Consider the following 21,173-nt stretch of genomic DNA (forward strand, 5'->3'; position numbering starts at 1 on the left):
TTATGGCGCGATTTCAGATCACCCGGCATTAAATAATTAATCTTGCGCCGATAAACTTGACCATGGATCCCGTCATGTTTGATATGACACCTTGTCTGAAATGACGGCGTTCTCATATGTATTTTGACGTCAGATAGACAGGACAAAAACAATTATCACTGCGATCATGTCGAACCAGCTGACCCCTGATCTGTTGATCCGCGCCTATTCCGTCGGTCTGTTTCCCATGGCTGAAAGTCATGATGATCCAACCCTTTACTGGATCGACCCGGAATGGCGGGGTGTATTGCCGCTTGAGGGCTTCCACGTCCCGCGCAGCCTGAAAAAGGCCGTGCGCAAAGGCATCTATAAAATCCATGTCGACCGCGCCTTTCCCGACGTTATCCGTGCATGTGCCGAACAGACCGATACCCGCGACGATACCTGGATCAATGACAATATCCTTGAAGCCTATTGCGCGCTTCACAAGATGGGCTGTGCCCATTCGATCGAGGCCTGGAAAGATGGCGAACTGGTCGGCGGGCTTTATGGCGTCAGCCTTGGCAAGGCATTCTTTGGCGAAAGCATGTTTTCGCGTGCCACCAATGCATCAAAGGTCGCCCTGGTTCATCTGGTTGCCCTGATGCGCCAGGGGGGCTTCAGCCTTCTGGATACGCAGTTTGTGAATGATCATCTCAAACAGTTTGGCGTTCTGGAAATCCCGCGCGAACGATATCGCAATGAACTGGCCAAGGCATTGGCCGGACGCGCAAATCTTCCGTTCGAGGTCGAACCGGAATTTCTTGAACAAACGCTTTCGGGCGGCGATAGTTAGGGTCAGAACCCAGCGGTTCCGGATTTACCCGCCCACCACGCCACCGAACGAGCCATCAGATGAATATCCGCCTCGCAACCGAGCAAGACATCCCCGCCATTCTTGATATCGTCGCCCCGACATTACGGTCCGGGGAAACCTATGCCATCGACAGTGATCTGAGCGACGATGACGTCATCAAATACTGGATGGCCCCGGACAAGGTGACGCTGGTCGCCGAAGAAGACGGCAATGTTGTTGGCACCTATTACATCCGGCAAAATCAGGGCGGCGGCGGATCGCATGTCTGTAATTGCGGCTATATGACATCCCCGAAGGCCAGCGGCCGCGGCATCGCGCGCCGCATGTGCGAGGATTCGCTTGCCCGCGCCAAGGAGCTTGGCTATCGCGCCATGCAATTCAATTTCGTCATCGCCAGCAACGCGGCGGCTGTTCATTTATGGCCGAAACTCGGCTTTGAAATTGTCGGCCGTCTGCCCGGTGCCTTCATGCACCCGACCCTTGGCGAAACCGATGCATTGGTGATGTATCGCAAACTCTAGAGCAGGTTCTGTTCAGATTGAAATTTCCCCGGGAGTTTTCCCAAGACAGAAAAAGGGCGGGCACCATATGGCACCCGCCCCTTTTGTTTGAAATCTGATCGATGCCCGATCAGAACCTGATCAGAACAGGAAACGCACGCGCAGCGTACCGTCGATGGCAGCAAGTTCCTTGCGCACGCCGGCACCCGGTTTGATTTCCTCGTCAACTTCGACGACGACATAGCCAACGCCGCCTTCAGAACGCAGATACTGGCCGCTGATATTGATGCCACGCGATGCAAAGACATCGTTGATTTTCAACAGCACGCCCGGAACGTTGCGGTGAATATGCAGGAAACGGGTGTGGGAACGATCCTTGACCGGAAGCGATACTTCCGGGAAGTTGACCGCGCCAAGGGTCGAACCGTTATCGGAATACGTGATCAGCTTGTCGGCCACTTCGATCCCGATATTTTCCTGTGCTTCCTGGGTGGAGCCACCGATATGCGGGGTCAGGATGACGTTATCCATACCACGCAGCGGGCTTTCGAATTCTTCGTCCTTGCCAGCCGGTTCAACCGGGAACACGTCAAGTGCCGCACCCGCCAGATGACCGCTTTCAAGAGCAGCCGCCAGATCTTCGATCACGATCACGTTGCCACGTGCCGCGTTGATCAGGTGCGCGCCCTTTTTCATTTTGGCGATCTCAGTCGCCGTGATCATGTTTTTGGTCTGCTCATTTGCCGGAACATGAAGCGACACCACATCGGATTTCGCCAGCAGTTCGTCCATCGATGCACAGGCCGTCGCATTGCCCATGGCAAGTTTGTTGATCACGTCAAAATAAATGACGTTCATGCCAAGTGATTCGGCCAGAACCGACAGCTGCGACCCGATATGGCCATAGCCGATAATACCAAGCGTCTTGCCGCGGGCTTCGAACGATCCCTTGGCGTTTTTAAGCCAGCCACCGTTATGAGCCGCCGCGTTGCGCTGCGGGATACCACGCAGCAGCATGATGATCTGGCCCAGAACGAGTTCTGCCACCGAACGGGTGTTCGAATACGGCGCATTGAAGACCGGAATACCGCGCATCGCAGCAGCAGTCAGGTCAACCTGGTTGGTGCCGATACAGAAACAGCCGATCGAGGTCAGCTTGGAGGCGGAATCGATGATTTCTTCGGTCAGTTTGGTGCGGGAACGGATGCCCAGGAAGTGCGCATCGGAGACGACGGACTTCAGTTCGTCTGCGTCGAGCGCAGCAGGGTAATGGTCGACATTAGAGTAGCCGGCCTCTTTGAACATCTTTACAGCGTTTTCATGGATACCTTCGAGCAGGACGATCTTGATCTTGTCCTTCTCCAACGAAAGTTTGCTGTTCACGGCGCACCATCCTTTTCTTCGCGAGGGCGACACGGGATAATCCCCGAGCCGTTTATCAGGCCGTTCCATAACGGCCCGTGGACCAATGAAATAGGGCCTTGAAGCGCGTCCGTCAAAGGCTTTCCCTTGCGTAAATGTGCATTGCCCCTATCTTCTGAACGCATATACCGGCTAATGCGTACAAAAACAAAGACCCGCACGGGTCACCAACCGCATGACAGCCTGATCAGGGGATAAAGAATTGCCTGCCGAAATCAAAACCGTCACCGATATCCACACCATCGGCCAAGCCCAGTGGGATAAATGTGCTGGTACGGACAATCCGTTTGTCAGCTTTGCCTTTTTGTCGGCGATGGAAGACAGCGCATCAACAAATGCGCAAACCGGCTGGCAGCCGTTTCATCTGGTATTGAATGATGAAGCAGGCCGGGCGATCGGCATTGTGCCGCTTTATATCAAAGCCCATTCTTACGGCGAATATGTGTTCGACTGGAGCTGGGCCGAGGCCTATGAACGGGCGGGCGGGAAATATTATCCCAAACTGCAATCAGCCGTGCCGTTTTCCCCGGTTCCGGGGCCTAGATTGCTGGTAGCCAATGACCATCCCGATCCGGATTCCGTACGGCGCATCCTGATTGACGGGTTGGCAATGCTGCCCGAAAAGCTTGGCATGGCGACCCTGCATGTGACGTTTTGTCACGATGATGAAAGCCGCCTGATGGAAGACGCAGGTTTCCTGCGACGCAGCGGCATCCAGTATCACTGGCATAATCGCGACTATCAGAATTTTGATGACTTTCTTGCCGCACTGAATTCGCGCAAACGCAAGAACCTGCGCAAGGAACGCAAGCAGGTTCTTGAAGCCGGATACCGGTTTGAATCACTTCGCGGTGATGATCTTAAACCCCATCACTGGGACCGGTTTTACCATTTCTATCGCGATACATCCGATCGCAAATGGGGACAGGCCTATCTGACCCGGACGTTTTTTGATCTTCTGCATGAAAGATTGCGCGACCGCACGGTTCTGGTGGCGGCTTTTCGCGATGATGAAATGGTTGCCGGTGCACTTAATCTGATTGGCAACGATACGCTTTATGGCCGCAACTGGGGCACGATCGACCGCACGCCGCTTCTGCATTTCGAGACCTGCTATTATCAGGCAATCGATATCGCCATTGCCCATGGCCTTAAAACGGTGGAGGCCGGCGCACAGGGTGAACATAAAATCCAGCGCGGCTATGAGCCGGTCATTACCCACTCGGCACATCTGATTGCCGATCCGGGGCTTCGGCGCGCTGTCGCGCAGTTCCTGAGACAGGAACAAACCCATATCGCGCAGGACCGGGACTATATCCTTGCCGAACATAGCCCCTATCGCAAGGTTCAGGCCCCCGACTAATTGACGCCGGCTAATTCACGCCGACTAATTCGCGCTGATTAAATCACGCTTCCCAAATCACGCGGACCAATCCCCGCGGGCATAAGCATGCCGCCAAGAGCAGAAACGCCAAAACGAAAAAGGCGCAAGGTTGCCCTTGCGCCTTTTGAATGATCATTTTCAAGCAGGCCTAGACAGTCCGGACATCGTCCAGGAAGCCGTTGACATGTGTGCGCAACTCATCGTTGGCAGCGGCAAGTTTGCCAACACTGTCGAGCTGTCCGTTCGACAAATCACCGCTTTCCGTGGTCGCCACTGCAACGCTTTTAACCGCGTTGGAAATGGCGATATTGCCGTTTGCAGCACCTTCGACACTGCGCGAGATTTCCTCGGTCGCGGCCCCCTGCTCTTCGACGGCACTGGCGACAACCGACATCAGTTCGTCGATCTTCTGGATCGTGTCGGCAAATCCGCGCACGGCTTCGGCCGCGGCACCGGATTCACTTTGCATTTCAACGATCTTTGCCGTGATTTGCTCGGTCGCCTTGACGGTCTGGGATGCCAGGTTTTTGACTTCGCCCGCCACAACGGCAAAGCCTTTGCCCGCCTCGCCGGCGCGCGCCGATTCAATCGTTGCGTTCAGGGCCAGAAGGTTGGTCTGATCGGCGATGTCACTGATCAGATTGACGACTTCACCAACACTTTGGGCGGCTTCGTTGAGTTTTTCCACCCGTTCATTGGTCCGTTCGGTTTCACCGACCGCAATCTGGGTGATTTCGGTAACCCGGGCAATCTGCGACGAGATTTCCGAAATCGACGCCGAAAGCTGTGCGGTTGCCGATGCCACCGTTTCGATATTGGTGGATGATTCTTCGGCCTGTTCGGCCACGTTCTGGGCATCCTGATTGGCCCGAACCGCATGTGACGTCAGGATTTCGGATGCAGAACGGACTTCATCAAGGGCCGCATTCACCGAACTCAGGACATCCTGAATTTTTTCGTCAAATCCTTTGGTCAGGACACCCATTTTCTTGGTGCGGGCGACCTGGCGTTCGGCTTCGACTTTTTCCTGTTCGGCCATGCGGGCACGTTCGCGGGCATTCTCCTTGAAGACTTCAAGCGACTTGGCCATTGCACCGACCTCGTCATTGCGCTTCATATCAAGCGTTTCGATATCGAGGTTGCCCGATGCAAGACTGCCCATGGCTTCGGTCATTTTGCGGATTGGCGTTGCAATCATCCGCGACAGCGTCCCACCGAACAAGGCGGCCATCGCAATCAGCAGCACAACACCGACACCCAGTGTAACCTGGAAAATCTGCATGGCCTGATCGACCTTGCTTTCGACATCAAGCACAAGCTGGTCAATCGCCTTGGCCAGATCACCGGCAATCATGCTGACGCGATCGGACAGTTCACGCGGTTCACCCGATGCTTCGATCGCGCGAGCATGGTTCACCGTCAGATAGTGACGCATCAGCTTCGCCTGTTCGCCGGCAATCTCTTCCCAGCGGTCAATTGCGCCATCCATTTCCTCGATCAAGGTCGCGATATCGGCATTGATCGAGCTATAACCCTTAAGCACGTCGGTGCGGGTGTCGATTTCCTCAAGCGACTTCTGATAGCTGAGCAACCCTTCGCGGTCGCCGGTGGTCAGGAAATAGATCAGTTCCTGGCGGGCCATCAGATAGGCGCGGTCAAGGTTGCGATAATCACGTTCAAAGGTGGAAAGATAATCGCGCTGTTCATTGGCGTTTTTGACCTGCATGGTCGCAAACATGCCCGCGGCGGCAACCATCAGGATCACGGCAATCATGATCGCAAAACAGGTTGTCAGTTTGGCGGGGATGGAAAGATCCTTAAAGAAATTCATGGCGTTTCTCCCTACTGACTGCCGCGCCGCACGAGTTCATTCAAATTGACCTCAATGGTCACAGCGCCAATCGCCTGCTGGTTTTCGTCGCTCATGGTCATGTTGAGCTGGGAACGCCAGGAATCAGACTCTTCGTTATATTCTGCTTCGTCGATAAAGACGGCATTGGGCCCCTTGGGGAAAGTATTCTGGAACTTGCCCTCGTCGCCCTGCCAGAAGTCCGACGTGATCGAACTCTGTCCGACATTCAGTCCGACCGCATCCATGACGAAAATTTCGGCATAAAGACCGCCGGAACGGGCCTGCACCTGGGTCAGGTAACTGGAAAGCGGATTGGTAAGAATTGCCGCCACAAGGGGCTGATCATCGGCTTCGCGTTCGGCGCGCCATTGTTTGTCCGCGGCGTCAATCTGATCCTGCGTCATGTCTTTTCGCAGACGGTTCTGGGAATTGATCGACAAAGCCACGACCGGGTTTGCCAACCATCCCCGGATATCCTTGATAAGCGCATCTGTAATCAGATCATTCGGATTGCCTGGCAGCTCTGCCTTGGCCATGGCAGCCTGCGGCACAGCAAATATCGCTGCCGCAAGTATCCCTGTCAGGACCATACTTCTCGTAGACTTCATCGGTTTCCCTCCCACAGCTTTGTTTGCAGCCAAGAAAGCACTAACTAAAAGTATAGGTATTTATACCAAAGGAAAAGCATCCATACAACTTTTTGTTAGAAACAAGGCATTAGCGGAAGCGCACGGGTAGACTTCCACACGATTCAATATGTGGATTGCGGGCACATCGACAAGAGTACCAGTTACAAGCTTTTGAAATCCGGGAAAGAAAAAAGCGGCGGAAAAACCGCCGCTGAGTTTGGTTGGGACACGAGCAAACTGCAGAAGATTACGTTGTTCCAGGCGCGAAACGCGCCCCTGCAAAGAACAACTGTCCGACATGACATAAGCAGGAAGCGTGCCAACTTTTTAAATCCGTGAAAAATCGCAATTTTTAGGGATTTTTCATCGAAACCGAACCTGACCATCTGAACAGGTTTAAATGATCTTTGCATTTCAAAATGCAAAGATTGCAAAATGCAACAATCAATCTTTGCATTTTGCAAATTGCAATTCCAAAACACGCAACAGGTCCGACTTTCACCGGGCAATCAGCGGCGGCGCTTTTTCTTCTGCGCCCCGAAATTCAGCAAGGCCGGTGCTTTTTCAATGATTTCTTCAAGAATGGATTTGGCCGTTTCCAGATCATCGCGCGCGGATTCATCAAGCTGACTGATATAGCGCGGATCAGAGATCATGCGTTCTGCCTCGTATAAAGTGCGCAACTCGCTCTGAAACATTTCGCGCGCGCCAAGCGGCAGGTTTTCCTTGGCACTCATGACAAAGAAGAACTTCAGACTGGTCTTGATCACCAGACGCAGCATCAGGACCTGAAGCTTATGAAACTGGCCCTCCAGTTCTTCTTTTTTCGGATGCGACTCAAGCTTGTTCATCCGCTCTTTGATCACCAGCGACAAAGCCTTGAAGTTATCGACCTCCTCGCGGAAGGGTCGATACCCGGTAACATCCATCTTGTCGGTGGTTTTTTCCAGATTGTCGGCCAACGCAATCAGCTTGCGCGCACGCAATTCCAGCCGGGAAAGGAATTCCTCGACCTCTGTTCGATATTTTCTTTGTGCAGCCTGGCTCATCGTGTTCTGGCGTTCTTATTTTAAAATTGTGCCCGGGAACCAACATCCCGGGCACAATTTAACCGCCAATGATTAACAACACACCAAGTCCGGGTGTCGTTTTACCCTTCAACCATTTCCGGGTTCTTTTTGACGTGTTTCTTGTCATCGCCATCTTCCGGATAGCGGAAGATGACCGCATCGTCTTCAATATCGACAAGCACTGCCCCGCCTTTGGACAGCTTGCCAAACAGAAGCTCCTCGGCCAGCGGCTTTTTGACATGCTCCTGGATCACACGACCCAACGGACGCGCACCAAAGGCAACATCATAGCCACGTTCCGCCAGCCAGCTTCTTGCGGCTTCGGTTAGTTCGATCGACACATTCCGATCCGCAAGCTGGACTTCAAGCTGTAGGATGAATTTGTCGACCACCATCTTGACCACTTCGGGCTGCAGATTGGCGAACGGAATAACCGCATCCAGACGGTTACGGAATTCCGGCGAGAAGGTGCGCTTGATCGCCTCTTCATCTTCGCCGATCCGCATTTCGCGCTTGAAGCCGATGGGCGGCTTGGCCATGTCCGATGCGCCGGCATTGGTGGTCATGACCAGAACGACATTGCGGAAATCAACGGTTTTGCCGTTATTGTCCGTCAGTTTGCCGTGATCCATGACCTGAAGCAGGATGTTGAACAGGTCCGGGTGGGCCTTTTCAATTTCATCAAGCAGCACCACCGCATGCGGGTGCTGATCAACAGCATCGGTCAGAAGACCGCCCTGATCAAACCCGACATAGCCCGGCGGTGCACCGATCAGGCGCGACACACTGTGTCGTTCCATATATTCCGACATGTCAAAGCGGATGAATTCAATCCCCATGACAGTTGCCAGCTGTTTGGTGACTTCGGTCTTGCCAACCCCGGTCGGCCCCGAGAACAGATAGCTGCCAATCGGTTTTTCAGGTTCGCGCAAGCCCGCACGCGCAAGCTTGATCGCGCTTGCCACCGCCTCGATCGCCTTATCCTGGCCAAAGACAACAGTTTTCAAATCACGTTCAAGATTTGCCAATGCCTTGCGGTCATCGGTCGAAACCGATTTTGGCGGGATGCGGGCAATTTTCGCAACGATTTCTTCGACGTCGCGCTTACCCACCGTGCGCTTGCGCTTGCTTGGTGCCATCAACATCCGCGATGCACCGACCTCATCGATCACATCAATCGCACTATCAGGACGCTTGCGGTCATTGATATAGCGTGATGCCAGTTCCACCGCCGAACGCAGGGCTTCGTTGGTGTATTTGACCTTGTGATGATCCTCGTAATAGGGCTTCAGCCCCTTGAGGATCTTGACGGTATCTTCTTCGGAAGGTTCTTCGACATCGATTTTCTGGAAACGACGAACAAGGGCGCGGTCCTTTTCAAAATGACCACGGAATTCCTTGTAGGTCGTCGACCCGATGCAGCGCAGCGAACCGCTGGCCAAGGCCGGCTTGAGCAAGTTGGACGCATCCATTGCCCCGCCCGATGTTGCCCCGGCACCGATCACGGTGTGGATTTCATCGATGAACAGGACCGCACCTTCGTATTCTTCGAGTTCCTTGACGACCGCTTTCAGGCGTTCCTCAAAGTCCCCGCGATACCGGGTCCCGGCCAGCAACGCGCCCATATCAAGAGCAAAGATCGTGGCATCCGCCAGAACTTCGGGCACATCACCATCATTGATCCGACGCGCCAGCCCCTCGGCGATGGCGGTTTTGCCAACACCCGGGTCGCCCACATAAAGCGGGTTGTTTTTGGTACGACGGCACAGGACCTGAATGGTGCGCTCGATCTCGCTTTGGCGACCGATCAACGGGTCAATCTTGCCCTTCTGGGCTTTGACATTCAGGTTGACGCAATACGCCTTAAGAGCTTCACCCTCGGCCGGGCTGCTGTCGTCGCCTTCTGGCGGCATACCGGCAACCGGCTCTTCATCCGCACCGCGCGGGATGCGACGTTCATTAAGCTCGGACGCCTTGGCAATGCCGTGGGAAATGTAATTCACCGCATCAAGACGGGTCATATCCTGAAGCTGCAGGTAATAAACCGCGTGCGATTCCCGTTCCGAGAACAAGGCGACCAGCACGTTTGCACCGGTTACTTCCTCGCGCCCGGATGACTGGACATGAATGGCTGCCCTCTGGATAACGCGCTGGAACCCGGCAGTCGGTTTCGGGTCGATCAGCCGGGCGCTGATCAGGCCGGAAAGTTCGCTGTCTGCGAATTCCAGAAGGTCTGAGCGCAAGCGATCAATATCGACCCGGCATGCCTTGAGCACGGCGAGCGCATCCTGATCTTCGGTCAGAGACAGAAGAAGATGTTCTAGAGTGGCATATTCGTGGCGGCGCTCCGACGCATATGCGAGCGCACGATGCAGGCTTTCTTCAAGATTGCGCGATAGCATATGTCACTCCTTCTCTAAGGTACACTGCAGCGGATGCTGATTCTGGCGGGCCAGATCCATGACCTGGTTAACCTTGGTCTCCGCAATTTCGTACGTAAACACACCACATACTCCAACGCCCTTGCGGTGAACCTGAAGCATGATTTCGGTGGCCTCTTCCCGGCCTTTCTCGAAAAACCGTTCCAACACGTGCACAACGAACTCCATCGGAGTGTAATCGTCGTTTAGCAACAGCACCTTGTACATGGACGGCTTTTTCGTCTTGGGCCGTGTCTTTGTTACGATCCCCGTGTTTGGCAGATCAGTGCCGTCATTATCCTGTTCAGTCATCGTCTACTTACCGGAACCCTTATTTCCTGCATGAACTTCATGATAGGTCATTGCCAGGCTCTTTCAAAGGCCGCAGCTTAAAATCGTGTCACTAAATTATCGTCTATCTTCAATTCATTTAGGCTGAGAATGACACGCTGCAAGATCACCCGATAAACTTCATGCAAACCCGGCTGTCGGCACGGCCCGAAAACGGCGACAAATCACGCAAGCCCAAAAGAAAACGGGCATGACGCGATGTCATGCCCGCCTTGATCTTCATTGCAGAATACGGAAACCCGAACGTTTTGGGATCATTTCATCACGGCATTTGCTGCTTTTGACATTGCGGTGATGCTGTCGGTCATGGCCGCAAACATGATTTCCTGAACCTTTTCGGTTTCGGCAACGCTGCTATCGACATAACGCTTAAGGATTTTTGCCTGCAAATCCTGAATATCAGACAGGCTTTCGGCCTTGGCCAGGGCGTCGATATCGGCTTGTGATGCTTCGATTTCACGCTGCATCCATCCGGCAAGTTCCGTTCCGATCCCCCCGGTCTTTTCAAACAGGGCCATGGACGCCTGCAATGCCTCGCCAATGTTTTTCTGTTGTGCTTCGATGATTTCTTCGCACTGGGCCGCCATGCGCGATCCTGCACCGGAAAACACGTCCGACTGACCGGTCATGGTATCGAAAAGCTTGCTGAATGCTTCGTTGGCGACAGAAATGCTTTCCTCGATCGCATCGCTTCCTGCGGTCATGATGGCATCCATTTCTGGTGCCTTCCACAGGGCGAGATAGCTTTCCATGGCATCCTGATCCATGAACATCGCACCAAAACCGAACACATCATCATTTTTCGCTGATGGCGCAGGCGTTGCTGCGGCTTTGGCGGTATCGGTTGGTGCTGCCACGATTTTAGGGGCTGCTGGTTTTGCAACAGGCTTGCTGGCAGGCTTTGCTGCGACCGCGGCAGCGGCCTTTTTGGGGGCTGCTGCTTTTTTCGGGGCTGCGGAGGAAGTGGCTTTTTTGGCTGCTGGCGCAAACTTGCTTGTCGTACTCACGGTACTCGCCCTTTCAGTATCAGAAGAGGTAACTGGCGCGCTTGACTGTTCGGGGGCCTTGGCAACCGATCGCGGTTTTGCCTCTGCCCCGGGTTTTGCTGACGCGGATGGGGATGGCGTGGCGGATGAAGCAGACTTTTTCGGCTTCTTCACATTAGCCGACGCCGACTTTTTCGACGCCGGGGATGCCACCGGCTTGGTCTGTTTAGGGACCTCACTCTGTTTTGAGGATGGAGTCGCCGGTTGTGCCGCCGTATTTTTCACCACCGGCGCTTTTGCAGGTTCTGCGGCTTTTTCCGAACCGGATATTTCGGCTTCGGATGGCGTTTTTGATGCCTCTGCCACCGGCTTTTCCGGGGTCGCGGCGGGGGACGCAGACGAGGAATCTGATGACGTGCTTGCAGTCACCTCTGATTTTGAAACAGCAGGCTTTGCGTCAGCCTGCTTTGCGGCCGCTTCGATTTCAGATGACGTCATCACGACACGCTTTACGGCACCCTCAGACGCCACCGCTGGCTTTGAAACAGTTGTGGATTTTTTGGCGCTGCCCGACGCAGCAGGTGCCGCCTTGGCAGCAGCCGAGACCTTTTTGCCAGATCTCGCAGAGGTCTTTTGTTTTGAAACAGCCATTGCTTCTAACCTCGTTCTTGCCGGGGCAGATGCCCCAAATTCATGTTGCATTGCAACATAACCCTAGATGGAATTACCCACAAAGGTCAAGAACAGTTTGGTGACAAAACCGCGACGCAAAGCACAGCTGCCCTGATAAAATCAGCACATCACACCTGACCGACGAATTGCAGGCGATCAAAAGCACAAACCAAACAAGCATCTAACAGCTTGCACTGCGCGCACTTGTCCCACCGGGCTCACCAAAAAAATAACGGGGACGTTTTCCCAAACATCCCCGTCATCGTGATCGCATTCTGAATTTTATGGCTTAGCGCAGCATGTTTCCGCGCACCGTCCGATAAAATGTCCCGGACTCGTTATTTTGAATGGTTTGAACCTGTGCAGCGGATTGAGACCGCGCATTTTCCTTTGCCGGCGGTTCCAGCAACTTGCGGTCGATGCTTGAAAGCTCGGTCAAAACTTCCGGGAATTGGAGTGCACGCAGATCGTCAACACCCGACATCCAGGTCGCAAGCGTCACATATCCCGATGAACATCCAAGCGCGACCCAGTAATAGTCATCGGAATAAAGCCGGATACCGTCGCGATCTTTCTGGGTGCCGAATCCGTCCTGTTGCAGGGCATCGGTGATCGCGATGTAATCATCACGCCCGATCACATCGGTTGCGTGTTCCCCGCCAAACGCACCAAGGGGCGCGTTGATTTCGACATTGATTTCCTTGACCTGTGCCGGGCCGAAAACGCGAGTTGTCAGGTCAAATTGCTGATTACCGGCATGCGGATCAAGCTCGAAGACGCGTACTTCGTCGTAATAATCCGCATTATAGATGATGCGAATCCGTCCTTCTGCATCGCCAGCAGAACATGCCGTGCGCAGATCATCGGCGTTCAGATAGGAAAACCAGGCTGACTTTCTGACCAGCGGGTTGCTGATGTCGCTGTTTTGCGTATAGGAGCAACCCGCAAGCCCGATTGCAGCAACCGACAAAACAGCCAAACTGTTCAAACCGGCGCGACGCATACCTATCTTATTGAGAAATGGGGCGATTAATTTAACCATTCGATCCTCGATTTTTTGCCGATCAGGAGATATAAAAGTGACGTTCGCGCAGAAAGATGGTCACAGAATGGCCGCGTTTAGAAAAGCCGAAAAATTGACGCTCTTAAACATTTGTTTAAGGCTGGGATGCGAAACTGGTCTTATTTAGTTCTTGGGGACTACCGAAAGCCGAGCCCGAATAATGCGTTTAACGACCCCTTCCGGGCCAAATGCGTTGGCCAAGACACCGCTTGTGACACGCAACAGTTTCTTGCGTGCCTGTTTGGCTGCGTTTTTGTGTCTGACAGCAATCATGCTTTCTGCGACCCTTGTCCCGAACAAGGCCATCGCACGAACCTATACCGCCATGGTCATCGATGGTGACACTGGTGATGTGCTTCATGAATACCGTGCAGACCATAAAGTGTACCCTGCGTCACTGACCAAGATCATGACGCTCTATATGCTTTTTGACGCGCTTGATAATGGCAAGGTATCACTTTCAACCCCGATGAAAGTATCCAAACGCGCCTGGGGCCAAGCCCCGTCGAAGCTTGGTCTTCAACCTGGCGAGACCATTACGGTCAAGGACGCGATCCTCGCACTGGTAACAAAATCGGCCAATGACGTTGCGGTGGTTGTGGCAGAACATCTTGGCGGCACCGAAATCAAATTTGCCCAGATGATGACCGCCGAGGCCCGCCGCCTTGGCATGAAGCGCACGACATTTCGCAATGCATCGGGCCTTCCCAATCGCGGGCAGATGACAACAGCACGCGACATGATCACGCTTGCCGTTGCGCTTCGTAAGAATTTTGGCAGCTATTATCATTATTTCTCGACCCAGAAGTTCCGTTTTGGCAACCGTACCTATGGCAACCACAACAACCTTCTGGCGTCCTATTACGGGACAGACGGGATCAAGACCGGCTACATCAACGCATCGGGCTTTAACCTTGTGGCATCGGTCAACCGGAACGGAAAACGGTTGATTGGCGTTGTGTTTGGCGGCCGCACAGCCCGCACCCGCGATGACCAGATGAAGAAACTTCTGGATCGCGCCTATGTCGAACTGACCAAGGAAGGCGAAATTCGCGTTCCCCGGCCCCGCATCAGCCCGGAAGACAAAATTCTGCCTGCCGATGCACAGTTGCTGATGGCAAAGCGTGAAACATTGCGCGAAGTCGAAGAACCGGGCCGCATTGATACCCAAACCGTTGTGACCCGTCTGAAACCGGAAACCAATAGCGGCTGGGCAATCCAGGTTGGTGCCTTCAGCGATCAGCGCCGCGCCCAGGAAGCCGTTCTTGCCGCCGCCCGTACCGCGCCAGATGTCCTGCGCCTGACCCGTGCCGCGGTTGAGCAACAGGCCAGTGGCACCGGCGTTGTCTATCGTGCGCGTCTTCTTGGTTTTGATGGCGAGAATGAAGCACGGGCAGCCTGTGCGGCCCTGCGTCGTGAAAACCTTGCCTGTATCCCGGTCAATTCCGGTGACGCGGGCTAAGCTCCGACCAAACCCCTGATACGAAAAAAGGCTGTCAGATTTACCTGACAGCCTTTTTCTTTTGGATCGCAGTCCCGAACATTCAGATCAGGGCTTGATCGCATATTTGGTTGGATCAGAAACCTAGTGCCCGGCACCCGGCGCAAAGAAATCATCCGATTTCAGTCCGCTTTTTACCAGCTGGTCGGTGACCTGGGCCTTAAGCCGTGCGAGACCGGCATCATCACCCGCTTCACAGCGCGCAACAATTGCCGGCTGGGTGTTGGACGCCCGCAGCAACCACCAGCCGTCGTCTGTGCTGACACGAACGCCGTCAATGCCACTGACTTCGGCACCGGTTTCAGCCAGGCGTGAACGTACTTCTTCGATCAGGGCAAATTTGCGATCATCGGGGCATTCAATACGTGTTTCGGGCGTATTGACCGCAACCGGCATTGCTTCACGCCATTCCGCCAAGCTTTTGCCGCTTTGGACCAGAATGCGATACAGACGCACGGCGGCATAAGTTGCATCATCATAGCCGTAATAGCGTTCGGCAAAGAAGATATGCCCGCTCATTTCACCGGCGATCGGTGCTTTTGCCTCGATCATCTTTGTCTTGATCAATGAATGACCGGTTTTCCACATGATGGCATTGCCACCAAGGCGGTTTACCTCGTCAAACAGGGTCTGGCTGGCTTTGACATCGGCAATGATCGCTGCACCGGGTTTGCGTTCCAGCACATCAGCCGCATAGATCTGCAACAGCTGATCACCCCAAAGAACATTGCCCTTGCCATCAATCACGCCGATCCGGTCACCGTCACCATCAAAGGCAACACCCCAGTCCGCGTTATGCTTGGCAACGGCGGCCTTCAGATCAACCAGATTGGCTTCGACTGTCGGGTCCGGATGGTGATTGGGGAAAGTACCATCGACCTCGTCAAACAGCAGATGATGGGTTCCCGGCAATTGTGCGGTCAATTTGCGCACAACATCACCAGCAGCACCATTGCCGCAATCCCAGACGATCGTCATCGGGTTGGGCACATCACAATCAAGCTCCGCCAAAAGACGCGTAACAAAACGGTCTTCGACGTCGATGTCACTTACCGTGCCCTGCCCGGTTTCGAAATCACCGGCCGCGGCAATTTTGCCCAGCTCCTGGATCGCGTCACCAAAAACCGACTTCCCGGCATTGAGCATCTTGAACCCGTTATAGTTTGACGGGTTGTGAGACCCGGTCACCATGATGCCTGCATCGGTTTTTTCGTCATAAACCGTAAAATACAGCATCGGGGTCGGACCGCGACCGATACGCACAACGTCGCAACCGGTCGAAAGCAGCCCTTCTGTCAGGGCTTCGGCAAGTTCCGGGGAACTTAACCGTCCATCCCGTCCCAGGGCGACGCGCTTGCCACCGGAACGGCGCACCATGGTCCCAAAAGCCTTGCCCAATGCATGCGCATCGGCAGCATGAAGGGTCTGTCCGACCACACCACGCACGTCGTATTCACGCAAAACGGAACTGTCAAACTTGTATCCGGCGGAATTCGTCATAGCTTGGATTAGCCTCCAACAGTTGCACGTCCGACACAGGAATAGCTGAAACCGTTTTCTGCCATTTCGGTCGGATCATAAACATTTCGAAGATCGACAACGATCGGGTGCGCAAGCGCATCCTTGATACGATCAAGGTCCATACCGCGGAATTCGTTCCACTCGGTCAGGACAACCATCGCATCTGCGCCGTCGATCGCGTCATACGCACCATCGCAATATTCGATCCCGTCCAGAAGCTTCTGCGCTTCTTCCATTGCTTCGGGATCGAATGCCTTGATCCTGGCACCAGCAGCCGTCAGCGCCGGTATGATATCAAGGCTCGGTGCGTCACGCATGTCATCGGTATTGGGCTTGAACGCCAGACCAAGGATGCCAATCGTTTTGCCCTCAACCGAACCGCCACATGCTGCGATTACACGATCTGCCATCGATTTTTTGCGTTTTGCATTCACATCGACCACAGTTTCAATAATGCGCAGCGGGCTGCCATGTTCCTGGGCGGTACGCACCAGCGCCAGCGTATCTTTCGGGAAGCAGGACCCGCCATAGCCCGGTCCAGGATGCAGGAACTTCTTGCCGATACGCCCATCAAGACCGATGCCACGCGCAACGTCATGCACATCTGCACCAACTTTTTCACACAGATCGGCGATCTCGTTGATGAAGGTGATCTTGGCTGCCAAGAAAGTGTTGGCTGCGTATTTGATCATTTCCGATGTTTCACGCGTGGTGAAAACAATCGGCGTTTCAATCAGATACAGTGGACGATAAAGATCGGACATGACTTCGCGGGCCCGCTCGTCACTTGTACCGATGACAACGCGGTCCGGGCGCATGAAATCGCCAATCGCCGAGCCTTCACGCAGGAATTCCGGATTGGACACCACGGCAAAATCGGCATCCGGGCGTTTTTCCCGGATAATACGTTCCACTTCACGTCCGGTCCCGACCGGCACCGTCGATTTGGTAACGATCACGGTAAAGCCGTCCATTGCCTCGGCGATTTCTTCGGCCGCGGCATAAACATAGCTCAGGTCGGCATGTCCATCACCACGACGGGTCGGAGTCCCGACGGCGATGAACACCGCATCAGCATCCTTCACACCTTCTTTAAGATCAGTGGTAAAAGTCAGGCGCCCTGCTTTTACGTTATTTTCGACCAGAACATCCAGACCGGGCTCGTAGATTGGCATGATACCGTCTTCAAGACGGGCGATTTTTTCCACATCCTTGTCGACACAAACCACGTCTGTACCGAACTCGGAGAAACAGGCACCGGAAACAAGTCCAACATATCCGGTCCCGATCATTGCTACGCGCATGGATGTTTATTCCCAATTTAGAACGAACTGACCGAAACAGTTGTTGCCCGTTCCGGTCAGTTCTTGTTGAAATTCAATAATTATTCTGCTGCTTCGCCTTCGGCGAATTCATGAATGAGTTCGCGAACATCGTCGCGCATATCATCGCGCGCAAGCGCAAATGACATGGTCGCCTTAAGAAAGCCGATCTTGTTGCCGCAATCAAAGCGACGGCCCTCAAAACGGTATCCATAGAACGGAACGTGACCGATCATGGCTGCCAGTGCGTCGGTAAGCTGGATTTCATTGCCAGCCCCGCGCGGGATGTTTTCGAGAACTTCGAAAATACCCGGATCAAGGATATAGCGCCCGATTGCCGACAAGGTTGATGGCGCATCTTCGGGTTTCGGTTTTTCAACCATGCCGCATGCGCTGACCAGACGGCCATTGGTGCCTTCGACTTCCAGAACGCCATAGCGCTGGGTTTCTTCGCGCGGCACGTCCATTACGGCAACCATGTTGCCACCGGTCCGGCCATAACTTTCGACCATCTGCTTCATGCATGGCGTTTTGGCCTGGATAAGGTCATCTGCCAGAAGAACCACAAACGGCTCGTCCCCGACCAGAGACTTGGCACACAGAACCGCATGACCAAGACCAAGCGGATTACCCTGACGGGTATAGGTCACACGACCGTTTTCCGGGATCATGGCAAGTGCTGTTTCCAGCGCGTCGGTTTTGCCGCGTTCGGTCAGAATGGCTTCGAGTTCGGCGGAACGGTCAAAATGGTCTTCAATTGCCGTTTTACCGCGACCGGTCACAAAGATGAATTCTTCAATGCCTGCGGCGATGGCCTCTTCAACAGCGTATTGGATAAGGGGCTTATCAACAACCGGCAGCATTTCCTTGGGCATGGCCTTGGTTGCTGGCAAAAAACGGGTTCCCATACCTGCAACCGGGAAAACAGCCTTCTTGATCTTTCTCGACATTCACAACTTCCCTTTTCAACCGCTGCACGCCCCTTCGTTCAGAAAGTACAGGCAAATATGCTTCTGCCACATTTCAAGAACATCTATCAAGCGAGCGCACCAATAATTCACGCTAATCTTTACATAGCCGTAACAAAAGGCTTCGCGCGGTGTTGATTTGTGCAGCCAGATAGTCTGATCCCCCATGATCGGGGTGGACCGCCTTGATCTGGATCTTGTAAGCCCGATTAATTTCCGCGCGGGTGGCATTGGCCCCCACACCAAGGATTCGTCGAGCTTCATCTGCAGTCATGTCCGCCGTGCTGGCACTTTCGTTATTGCCCTGGCTTCTTTTGCCATTGTTGCGGTCGTTTCCCCTGAAATGCGCATCGTGATCGCCATGATCTCTCTGTGGCCATTCACGCCAACCCGAACAATCGGGCCGACGATCAAAATAGGCTTCCAGAACCGTCCGGCTTTGGTCCGTTGCACGACAACAGTCAACAAAAAGCAACTGCAGGTCGTCAACCCCCAAGCTGTCTAAATCTTTTCCGGCAAAGGATCCGGTCAGCACCGTTCCCTTCATTTGTCCGGTTTCAAGATCAAGCAGCATATGCAAAATTTCCGTGCGAATTTCAGATATTCCACCAACACCACCGGTGCTGGCAGATCCTCCGCCCATCTGTCCCGGACGCGCCCGGCGCCGGTAATGGGCAAAGACCCGACGAAACAATGGCCATAAAAAACCGAGTTTCATCATCCGCACCAAAAATGGCATTGTTACGGCCAAAGCTGCTGACATTGCGGCAATTTTACCGGTCAAAAGTAGCCAGATTGCAAGCAAGACCAGAAGCCCTACAATCAGGAACAGACCAATTTTGCGGACATCTTTCGGCTCGGCCTCAGCCAGCCAGCGGATCAGAAACCCGACAGCAACAAAGACCGCAATGCCGATTAAAACCCACTGCATCAGGAACGTTTCCGCAATTGATGGCCAAGCATCAGGACATCATCAGATCCGGTTTTCTTCTGATACAAAGACAAACCATCGTGCCCGCCGACCGCATAGCTTGCCACCGCGCCAAGCAATTTGCGAAGCTTTGCAGCAGAATGCGCATCAAACTGCATGAAGGCGCCACCCGTAATACGGGCAATTTCACCAAAGGCGAAACTGGCATCGCGGTCATTTCCTTCCTGGAACATGAAGGCCTTTACCCCCTTTAACGCCAGACGCCCGGCAATCGGCGCCAAATGGTCCGGGTTTTCTTCGATGCAGTCACCGACATAAATCAGGGCATTTATTTTGTGGGTGTCGGCTTCACGTTCGACATGGGCAAGTACACGTTCGATCTGGGTATGACCGGCATGGCAGCTGACCTTTGAAATGTAGTTGCGCAGTGTGCCGGCATTGCGACACCACCCGCTTGCCTTGCATTCAGACAGACCGCGAAAGAACACAAGCTGAATATCAAGTGCGCCGATGCCATCCACCGCGTCGAACATTTCGGCCTGAATTTCCGCCGCCCGGTCCCAGCTTGGCTGGCGGCTGGCAGTTGCATCCATGGCAAAGATCAGTCGCCCCTGCGACGGACCCGATGCCGGTGCATGCACAGCAAGATCACGCGCATTCTTAAGGAAGTCATCGACTTCCCCGCTGCTTGACGTGTCAGGGATAATATCTTTGCGGCTCACGGTGACCTGCCTGCTTTATATGTCGGTTGGACTGTGTCGGGTCCATCAAGATATAGGCCGCAGGTGGTCAGATCGGCAACTCTTCGCCCTCTGCCGGTTTGAAGCCGATCACTTCGAGCAACGATCGCACTTCCTGACGGGCAGCCATATGGGACATGCTCATCGGGATACCGACACCTTTTTCCCGCAGGTCCAGCAATGTCAGCCCCTTGAGAAACAGCTCGCGGTAAATGACACGTTCCCCGAAGCCCGGCGCCTGACGGAACCGGATGCGGTCGGCAAGCTTTTCGACAATTTCGGCGATATCGCGCTTGTTACGGGCATCAAGATGGGACAAACGGTTGCGCATGACGATCCAGTCAATGGTCCCGCCATCAATAGCCGCCCGGCGTTTGCGCGCATCCCACACCATTTCGGCATAGATGCTGGGCCCCTTGATCGCCAGACTGTCCGGATCAATCCGCGCAAGCATGTCCAGATCGATGAAGCTGTCATTGATCGGTGTAATCAATGTGTCGGCACAGGCATGGGCAAGACGCGACAGATAATTGTCACTACCCGGGCAATCCATGACCACGAAATTGCAGCTCAGAACCATTTCGCCCAACGCGGTCGTAAAGCGTTCGCGTTCGTCAAGCTTGGCCTCGTTGGCATCAGGAAGTTCGCTGCGATAGATCGGGCGATGATCGGGCACCGGAAGCTTCAGACGCTTTTTCTCGTTGAATGCCGTGCGGTTTTCGACATAACGCGTCAGGGTCCCCTGACGGGCATCGATATCAAGCGATCCAACCTTGAACCCCATCTTCATCAGGGAAACAATCAGATGCATCGCCGTGGTCGACTTGCCTGATCCCCCTTTTTCGTTCCCGATCACGATCACATGGGCGCGGTTGGACTGCGGTTGTTTGTCCGTCGCAGTCTGTTGGCCTGCGCTGTCCCCGTTGGCGCTGGTCTCTTGCACCGTCATGAATGTCTGCTCCGTTATTCAGGCTTATTGGTTGTGTCCCCAATGACCAATCACCCC

The 21,173-nt window shown here is 54.0% G+C and carries 19 protein-coding genes; 5 read left to right on the plus strand and 14 right to left on the minus strand.

The annotated features are described in order from the left end of the window. The first annotated feature begins 166 nt into the window (after nucleotides 1-166). Together aat and SIB88_RS15000 are read left to right on the plus strand one after the other, a co-directional pair. The gene (aat, locus tag SIB88_RS14995) at nucleotides 167-814 is read left to right on the plus strand and encodes a leucyl/phenylalanyl-tRNA--protein transferase (protein ID WP_068518555.1); all 648 of its coding nucleotides are present in this window, start codon (nucleotides 167-169) and stop codon (nucleotides 812-814) included. A gap of 59 nt (nucleotides 815-873) precedes the next feature. Then, nucleotides 874-1,356 carry an N-acetyltransferase family protein gene (locus tag SIB88_RS15000; protein ID WP_412558392.1) on the plus strand — a complete coding sequence of 161 codons (483 nt, stop codon included), beginning with the start codon at nucleotides 874-876 and terminating at the stop codon, nucleotides 1,354-1,356. Nucleotides 1,357-1,476: 120 nt separating this feature from the next. On the opposite strand, the gene serA is transcribed toward SIB88_RS15000, so the two are convergent. After that, complete coding sequence (gene serA / locus SIB88_RS15005) at nucleotides 1,477-2,787, minus strand: phosphoglycerate dehydrogenase (protein WP_318271676.1); 1,311 nt, start codon at nucleotides 2,785-2,787, stop codon at nucleotides 1,477-1,479. 172 nt (nucleotides 2,788-2,959) lie between these two features. On the opposite strand from serA, the gene SIB88_RS15010 reads away from it, so the two are divergent. After that, nucleotides 2,960-4,120 carry a GNAT family N-acetyltransferase gene (locus tag SIB88_RS15010; RefSeq protein WP_412558393.1) on the plus strand — a complete coding sequence of 387 codons (1,161 nt, stop codon included), beginning with the start codon at nucleotides 2,960-2,962 and terminating at the stop codon, nucleotides 4,118-4,120. A gap of 169 nt (nucleotides 4,121-4,289) precedes the next feature. Here the strand turns inward: SIB88_RS15010 and SIB88_RS15015 are convergent, their stop codons facing one another. The 6 genes from SIB88_RS15015 to SIB88_RS15040 form a co-directional block, all read right to left on the minus strand. Further along, complete coding sequence (locus tag SIB88_RS15015) at nucleotides 4,290-5,972, minus strand: methyl-accepting chemotaxis protein (protein WP_068518559.1); 1,683 nt, start codon at nucleotides 5,970-5,972, stop codon at nucleotides 4,290-4,292. Nucleotides 5,973-5,983: 11 nt separating this feature from the next. Further along, the gene (locus tag SIB88_RS15020; RefSeq protein ID WP_068518560.1) at nucleotides 5,984-6,601 is read right to left on the minus strand and encodes a hypothetical protein; all 618 of its coding nucleotides are present in this window, start codon (nucleotides 6,599-6,601) and stop codon (nucleotides 5,984-5,986) included. 530 nt (nucleotides 6,602-7,131) lie between these two features. Further along, nucleotides 7,132-7,671, minus strand: a complete 540-nt coding sequence (locus SIB88_RS15025) for a hypothetical protein (RefSeq protein ID WP_068518562.1) — start codon at nucleotides 7,669-7,671, stop codon at nucleotides 7,132-7,134. A gap of 101 nt (nucleotides 7,672-7,772) precedes the next feature. Continuing rightward, on the minus strand, nucleotides 7,773-10,094 hold the full coding sequence (gene clpA / locus SIB88_RS15030) for an ATP-dependent Clp protease ATP-binding subunit ClpA (RefSeq protein ID WP_068518563.1): 2,322 nt from the start codon (nucleotides 10,092-10,094) through the stop codon (nucleotides 7,773-7,775). 3 nt (nucleotides 10,095-10,097) lie between these two features. Then, nucleotides 10,098-10,424: an ATP-dependent Clp protease adapter ClpS gene (clpS, locus tag SIB88_RS15035; RefSeq protein WP_008890601.1), complete on the minus strand. Its 327-nt coding sequence runs from the start codon at nucleotides 10,422-10,424 to the stop codon at nucleotides 10,098-10,100. A 293-nt stretch (nucleotides 10,425-10,717) separates the two neighbouring features. Then, a complete protein-coding gene (locus tag SIB88_RS15040; protein ID WP_412558394.1) occupies nucleotides 10,718-11,230 on the minus strand; it encodes a phasin family protein in 513 nt (170 codons plus the stop codon). On the opposite strand from SIB88_RS15040, the gene SIB88_RS15045 reads away from it, so the two are divergent. Next, nucleotides 11,229-12,161, plus strand: a complete 933-nt coding sequence (locus SIB88_RS15045; RefSeq protein WP_412558395.1) for a hypothetical protein — start codon at nucleotides 11,229-11,231, stop codon at nucleotides 12,159-12,161. The two genes, SIB88_RS15040 and SIB88_RS15045, sit on opposite strands and share 2 nt — an antisense overlap. Before the next feature lie 249 nt (nucleotides 12,162-12,410). On the opposite strand, the gene SIB88_RS15050 is transcribed toward SIB88_RS15045, so the two are convergent. Then, nucleotides 12,411-13,124: a hypothetical protein gene (locus SIB88_RS15050; RefSeq protein ID WP_412558396.1), complete on the minus strand. Its 714-nt coding sequence runs from the start codon at nucleotides 13,122-13,124 to the stop codon at nucleotides 12,411-12,413. Between the two features lie 331 nt (nucleotides 13,125-13,455). Between SIB88_RS15050 and SIB88_RS15055 the strand changes: the two genes are divergently transcribed. After that, nucleotides 13,456-14,646, plus strand: coding sequence for a D-alanyl-D-alanine carboxypeptidase family protein (locus SIB88_RS15055; protein ID WP_228196562.1), 1,191 nt, complete (start codon nucleotides 13,456-13,458; stop codon nucleotides 14,644-14,646). Between the two features lie 123 nt (nucleotides 14,647-14,769). Here the strand turns inward: SIB88_RS15055 and pgmG are convergent, their stop codons facing one another. From pgmG to SIB88_RS15085, 6 genes are all read right to left on the minus strand, one after another. After that, a complete protein-coding gene (pgmG, locus tag SIB88_RS15060; protein WP_412558397.1) occupies nucleotides 14,770-16,185 on the minus strand; it encodes a phosphoglucomutase/phosphomannomutase PgmG in 1,416 nt (471 codons plus the stop codon). 8 nt (nucleotides 16,186-16,193) lie between these two features. Further along, nucleotides 16,194-17,510 (minus strand): UDP-glucose dehydrogenase family protein, encoded by a 1,317-nt coding sequence (locus SIB88_RS15065; protein ID WP_101247680.1) that lies wholly within the window; start codon nucleotides 17,508-17,510, stop codon nucleotides 16,194-16,196. An 80-nt stretch (nucleotides 17,511-17,590) separates the two neighbouring features. Next, complete coding sequence (gene galU, locus SIB88_RS15070) at nucleotides 17,591-18,478, minus strand: UTP--glucose-1-phosphate uridylyltransferase GalU (protein ID WP_068518570.1); 888 nt, start codon at nucleotides 18,476-18,478, stop codon at nucleotides 17,591-17,593. Between the two features lie 112 nt (nucleotides 18,479-18,590). Next, on the minus strand, nucleotides 18,591-19,301 hold the full coding sequence (locus tag SIB88_RS15075) for a molecular chaperone DnaJ (RefSeq protein ID WP_341651017.1): 711 nt from the start codon (nucleotides 19,299-19,301) through the stop codon (nucleotides 18,591-18,593). A 125-nt stretch (nucleotides 19,302-19,426) separates the two neighbouring features. After that, entirely contained in the window at nucleotides 19,427-20,149 is a 723-nt protein-coding gene (locus tag SIB88_RS15080; RefSeq protein WP_412558398.1) for a VWA domain-containing protein, read from the minus strand. 67 nt (nucleotides 20,150-20,216) lie between these two features. Next, complete coding sequence (locus SIB88_RS15085) at nucleotides 20,217-21,116, minus strand: division plane positioning ATPase MipZ (RefSeq protein ID WP_068518573.1); 900 nt, start codon at nucleotides 21,114-21,116, stop codon at nucleotides 20,217-20,219. Nucleotides 21,117-21,173 lie beyond the last annotated feature (57 nt).

Source organism: Thalassospira sp. MIT121401 (assembly GCF_047125595.1).
GTDB lineage: Bacteria > Pseudomonadota > Alphaproteobacteria > Rhodospirillales > Thalassospiraceae > Thalassospira > Thalassospira povalilytica.

Coding starts and splice junctions, on each gene's coding strand:
- pgmG (WP_412558397.1), bottom strand. CDS start 16,185: ATGACGAATTCCGCCGGATACAAGTTTGACAGTTCCGTTTTGCGTGAA.
- SIB88_RS15000 (WP_412558392.1), top strand. CDS start 874: ATGAATATCCGCCTCGCAACCGAGCAAGACATCCCCGCCATTCTTGAT.
- galU (WP_068518570.1), bottom strand. CDS start 18,478: ATGTCGAGAAAGATCAAGAAGGCTGTTTTCCCGGTTGCAGGTATGGGA.
- SIB88_RS15015 (WP_068518559.1), bottom strand. CDS start 5,972: ATGAATTTCTTTAAGGATCTTTCCATCCCCGCCAAACTGACAACCTGT.
- SIB88_RS15045 (WP_412558395.1), top strand. CDS start 11,229: ATGAACATCGCACCAAAACCGAACACATCATCATTTTTCGCTGATGGC.
- SIB88_RS15065 (WP_101247680.1), bottom strand. CDS start 17,510: ATGCGCGTAGCAATGATCGGGACCGGATATGTTGGACTTGTTTCCGGT.
- SIB88_RS15085 (WP_068518573.1), bottom strand. CDS start 21,116: ATGACGGTGCAAGAGACCAGCGCCAACGGGGACAGCGCAGGCCAACAG.
- SIB88_RS15055 (WP_228196562.1), top strand. CDS start 13,456: ATGCTTTCTGCGACCCTTGTCCCGAACAAGGCCATCGCACGAACCTAT.
- aat (WP_068518555.1), top strand. CDS start 167: ATGTCGAACCAGCTGACCCCTGATCTGTTGATCCGCGCCTATTCCGTC.
- SIB88_RS15040 (WP_412558394.1), bottom strand. CDS start 11,230: ATGGATCAGGATGCCATGGAAAGCTATCTCGCCCTGTGGAAGGCACCA.
- SIB88_RS15020 (WP_068518560.1), bottom strand. CDS start 6,601: ATGAAGTCTACGAGAAGTATGGTCCTGACAGGGATACTTGCGGCAGCG.
- clpS (WP_008890601.1), bottom strand. CDS start 10,424: ATGACTGAACAGGATAATGACGGCACTGATCTGCCAAACACGGGGATC.
- serA (WP_318271676.1), bottom strand. CDS start 2,787: ATGGAACGGCCTGATAAACGGCTCGGGGATTATCCCGTGTCGCCCTCG.
- SIB88_RS15025 (WP_068518562.1), bottom strand. CDS start 7,671: ATGAGCCAGGCTGCACAAAGAAAATATCGAACAGAGGTCGAGGAATTC.
- clpA (WP_068518563.1), bottom strand. CDS start 10,094: ATGCTATCGCGCAATCTTGAAGAAAGCCTGCATCGTGCGCTCGCATAT.
- SIB88_RS15050 (WP_412558396.1), bottom strand. CDS start 13,124: ATGCGTCGCGCCGGTTTGAACAGTTTGGCTGTTTTGTCGGTTGCTGCA.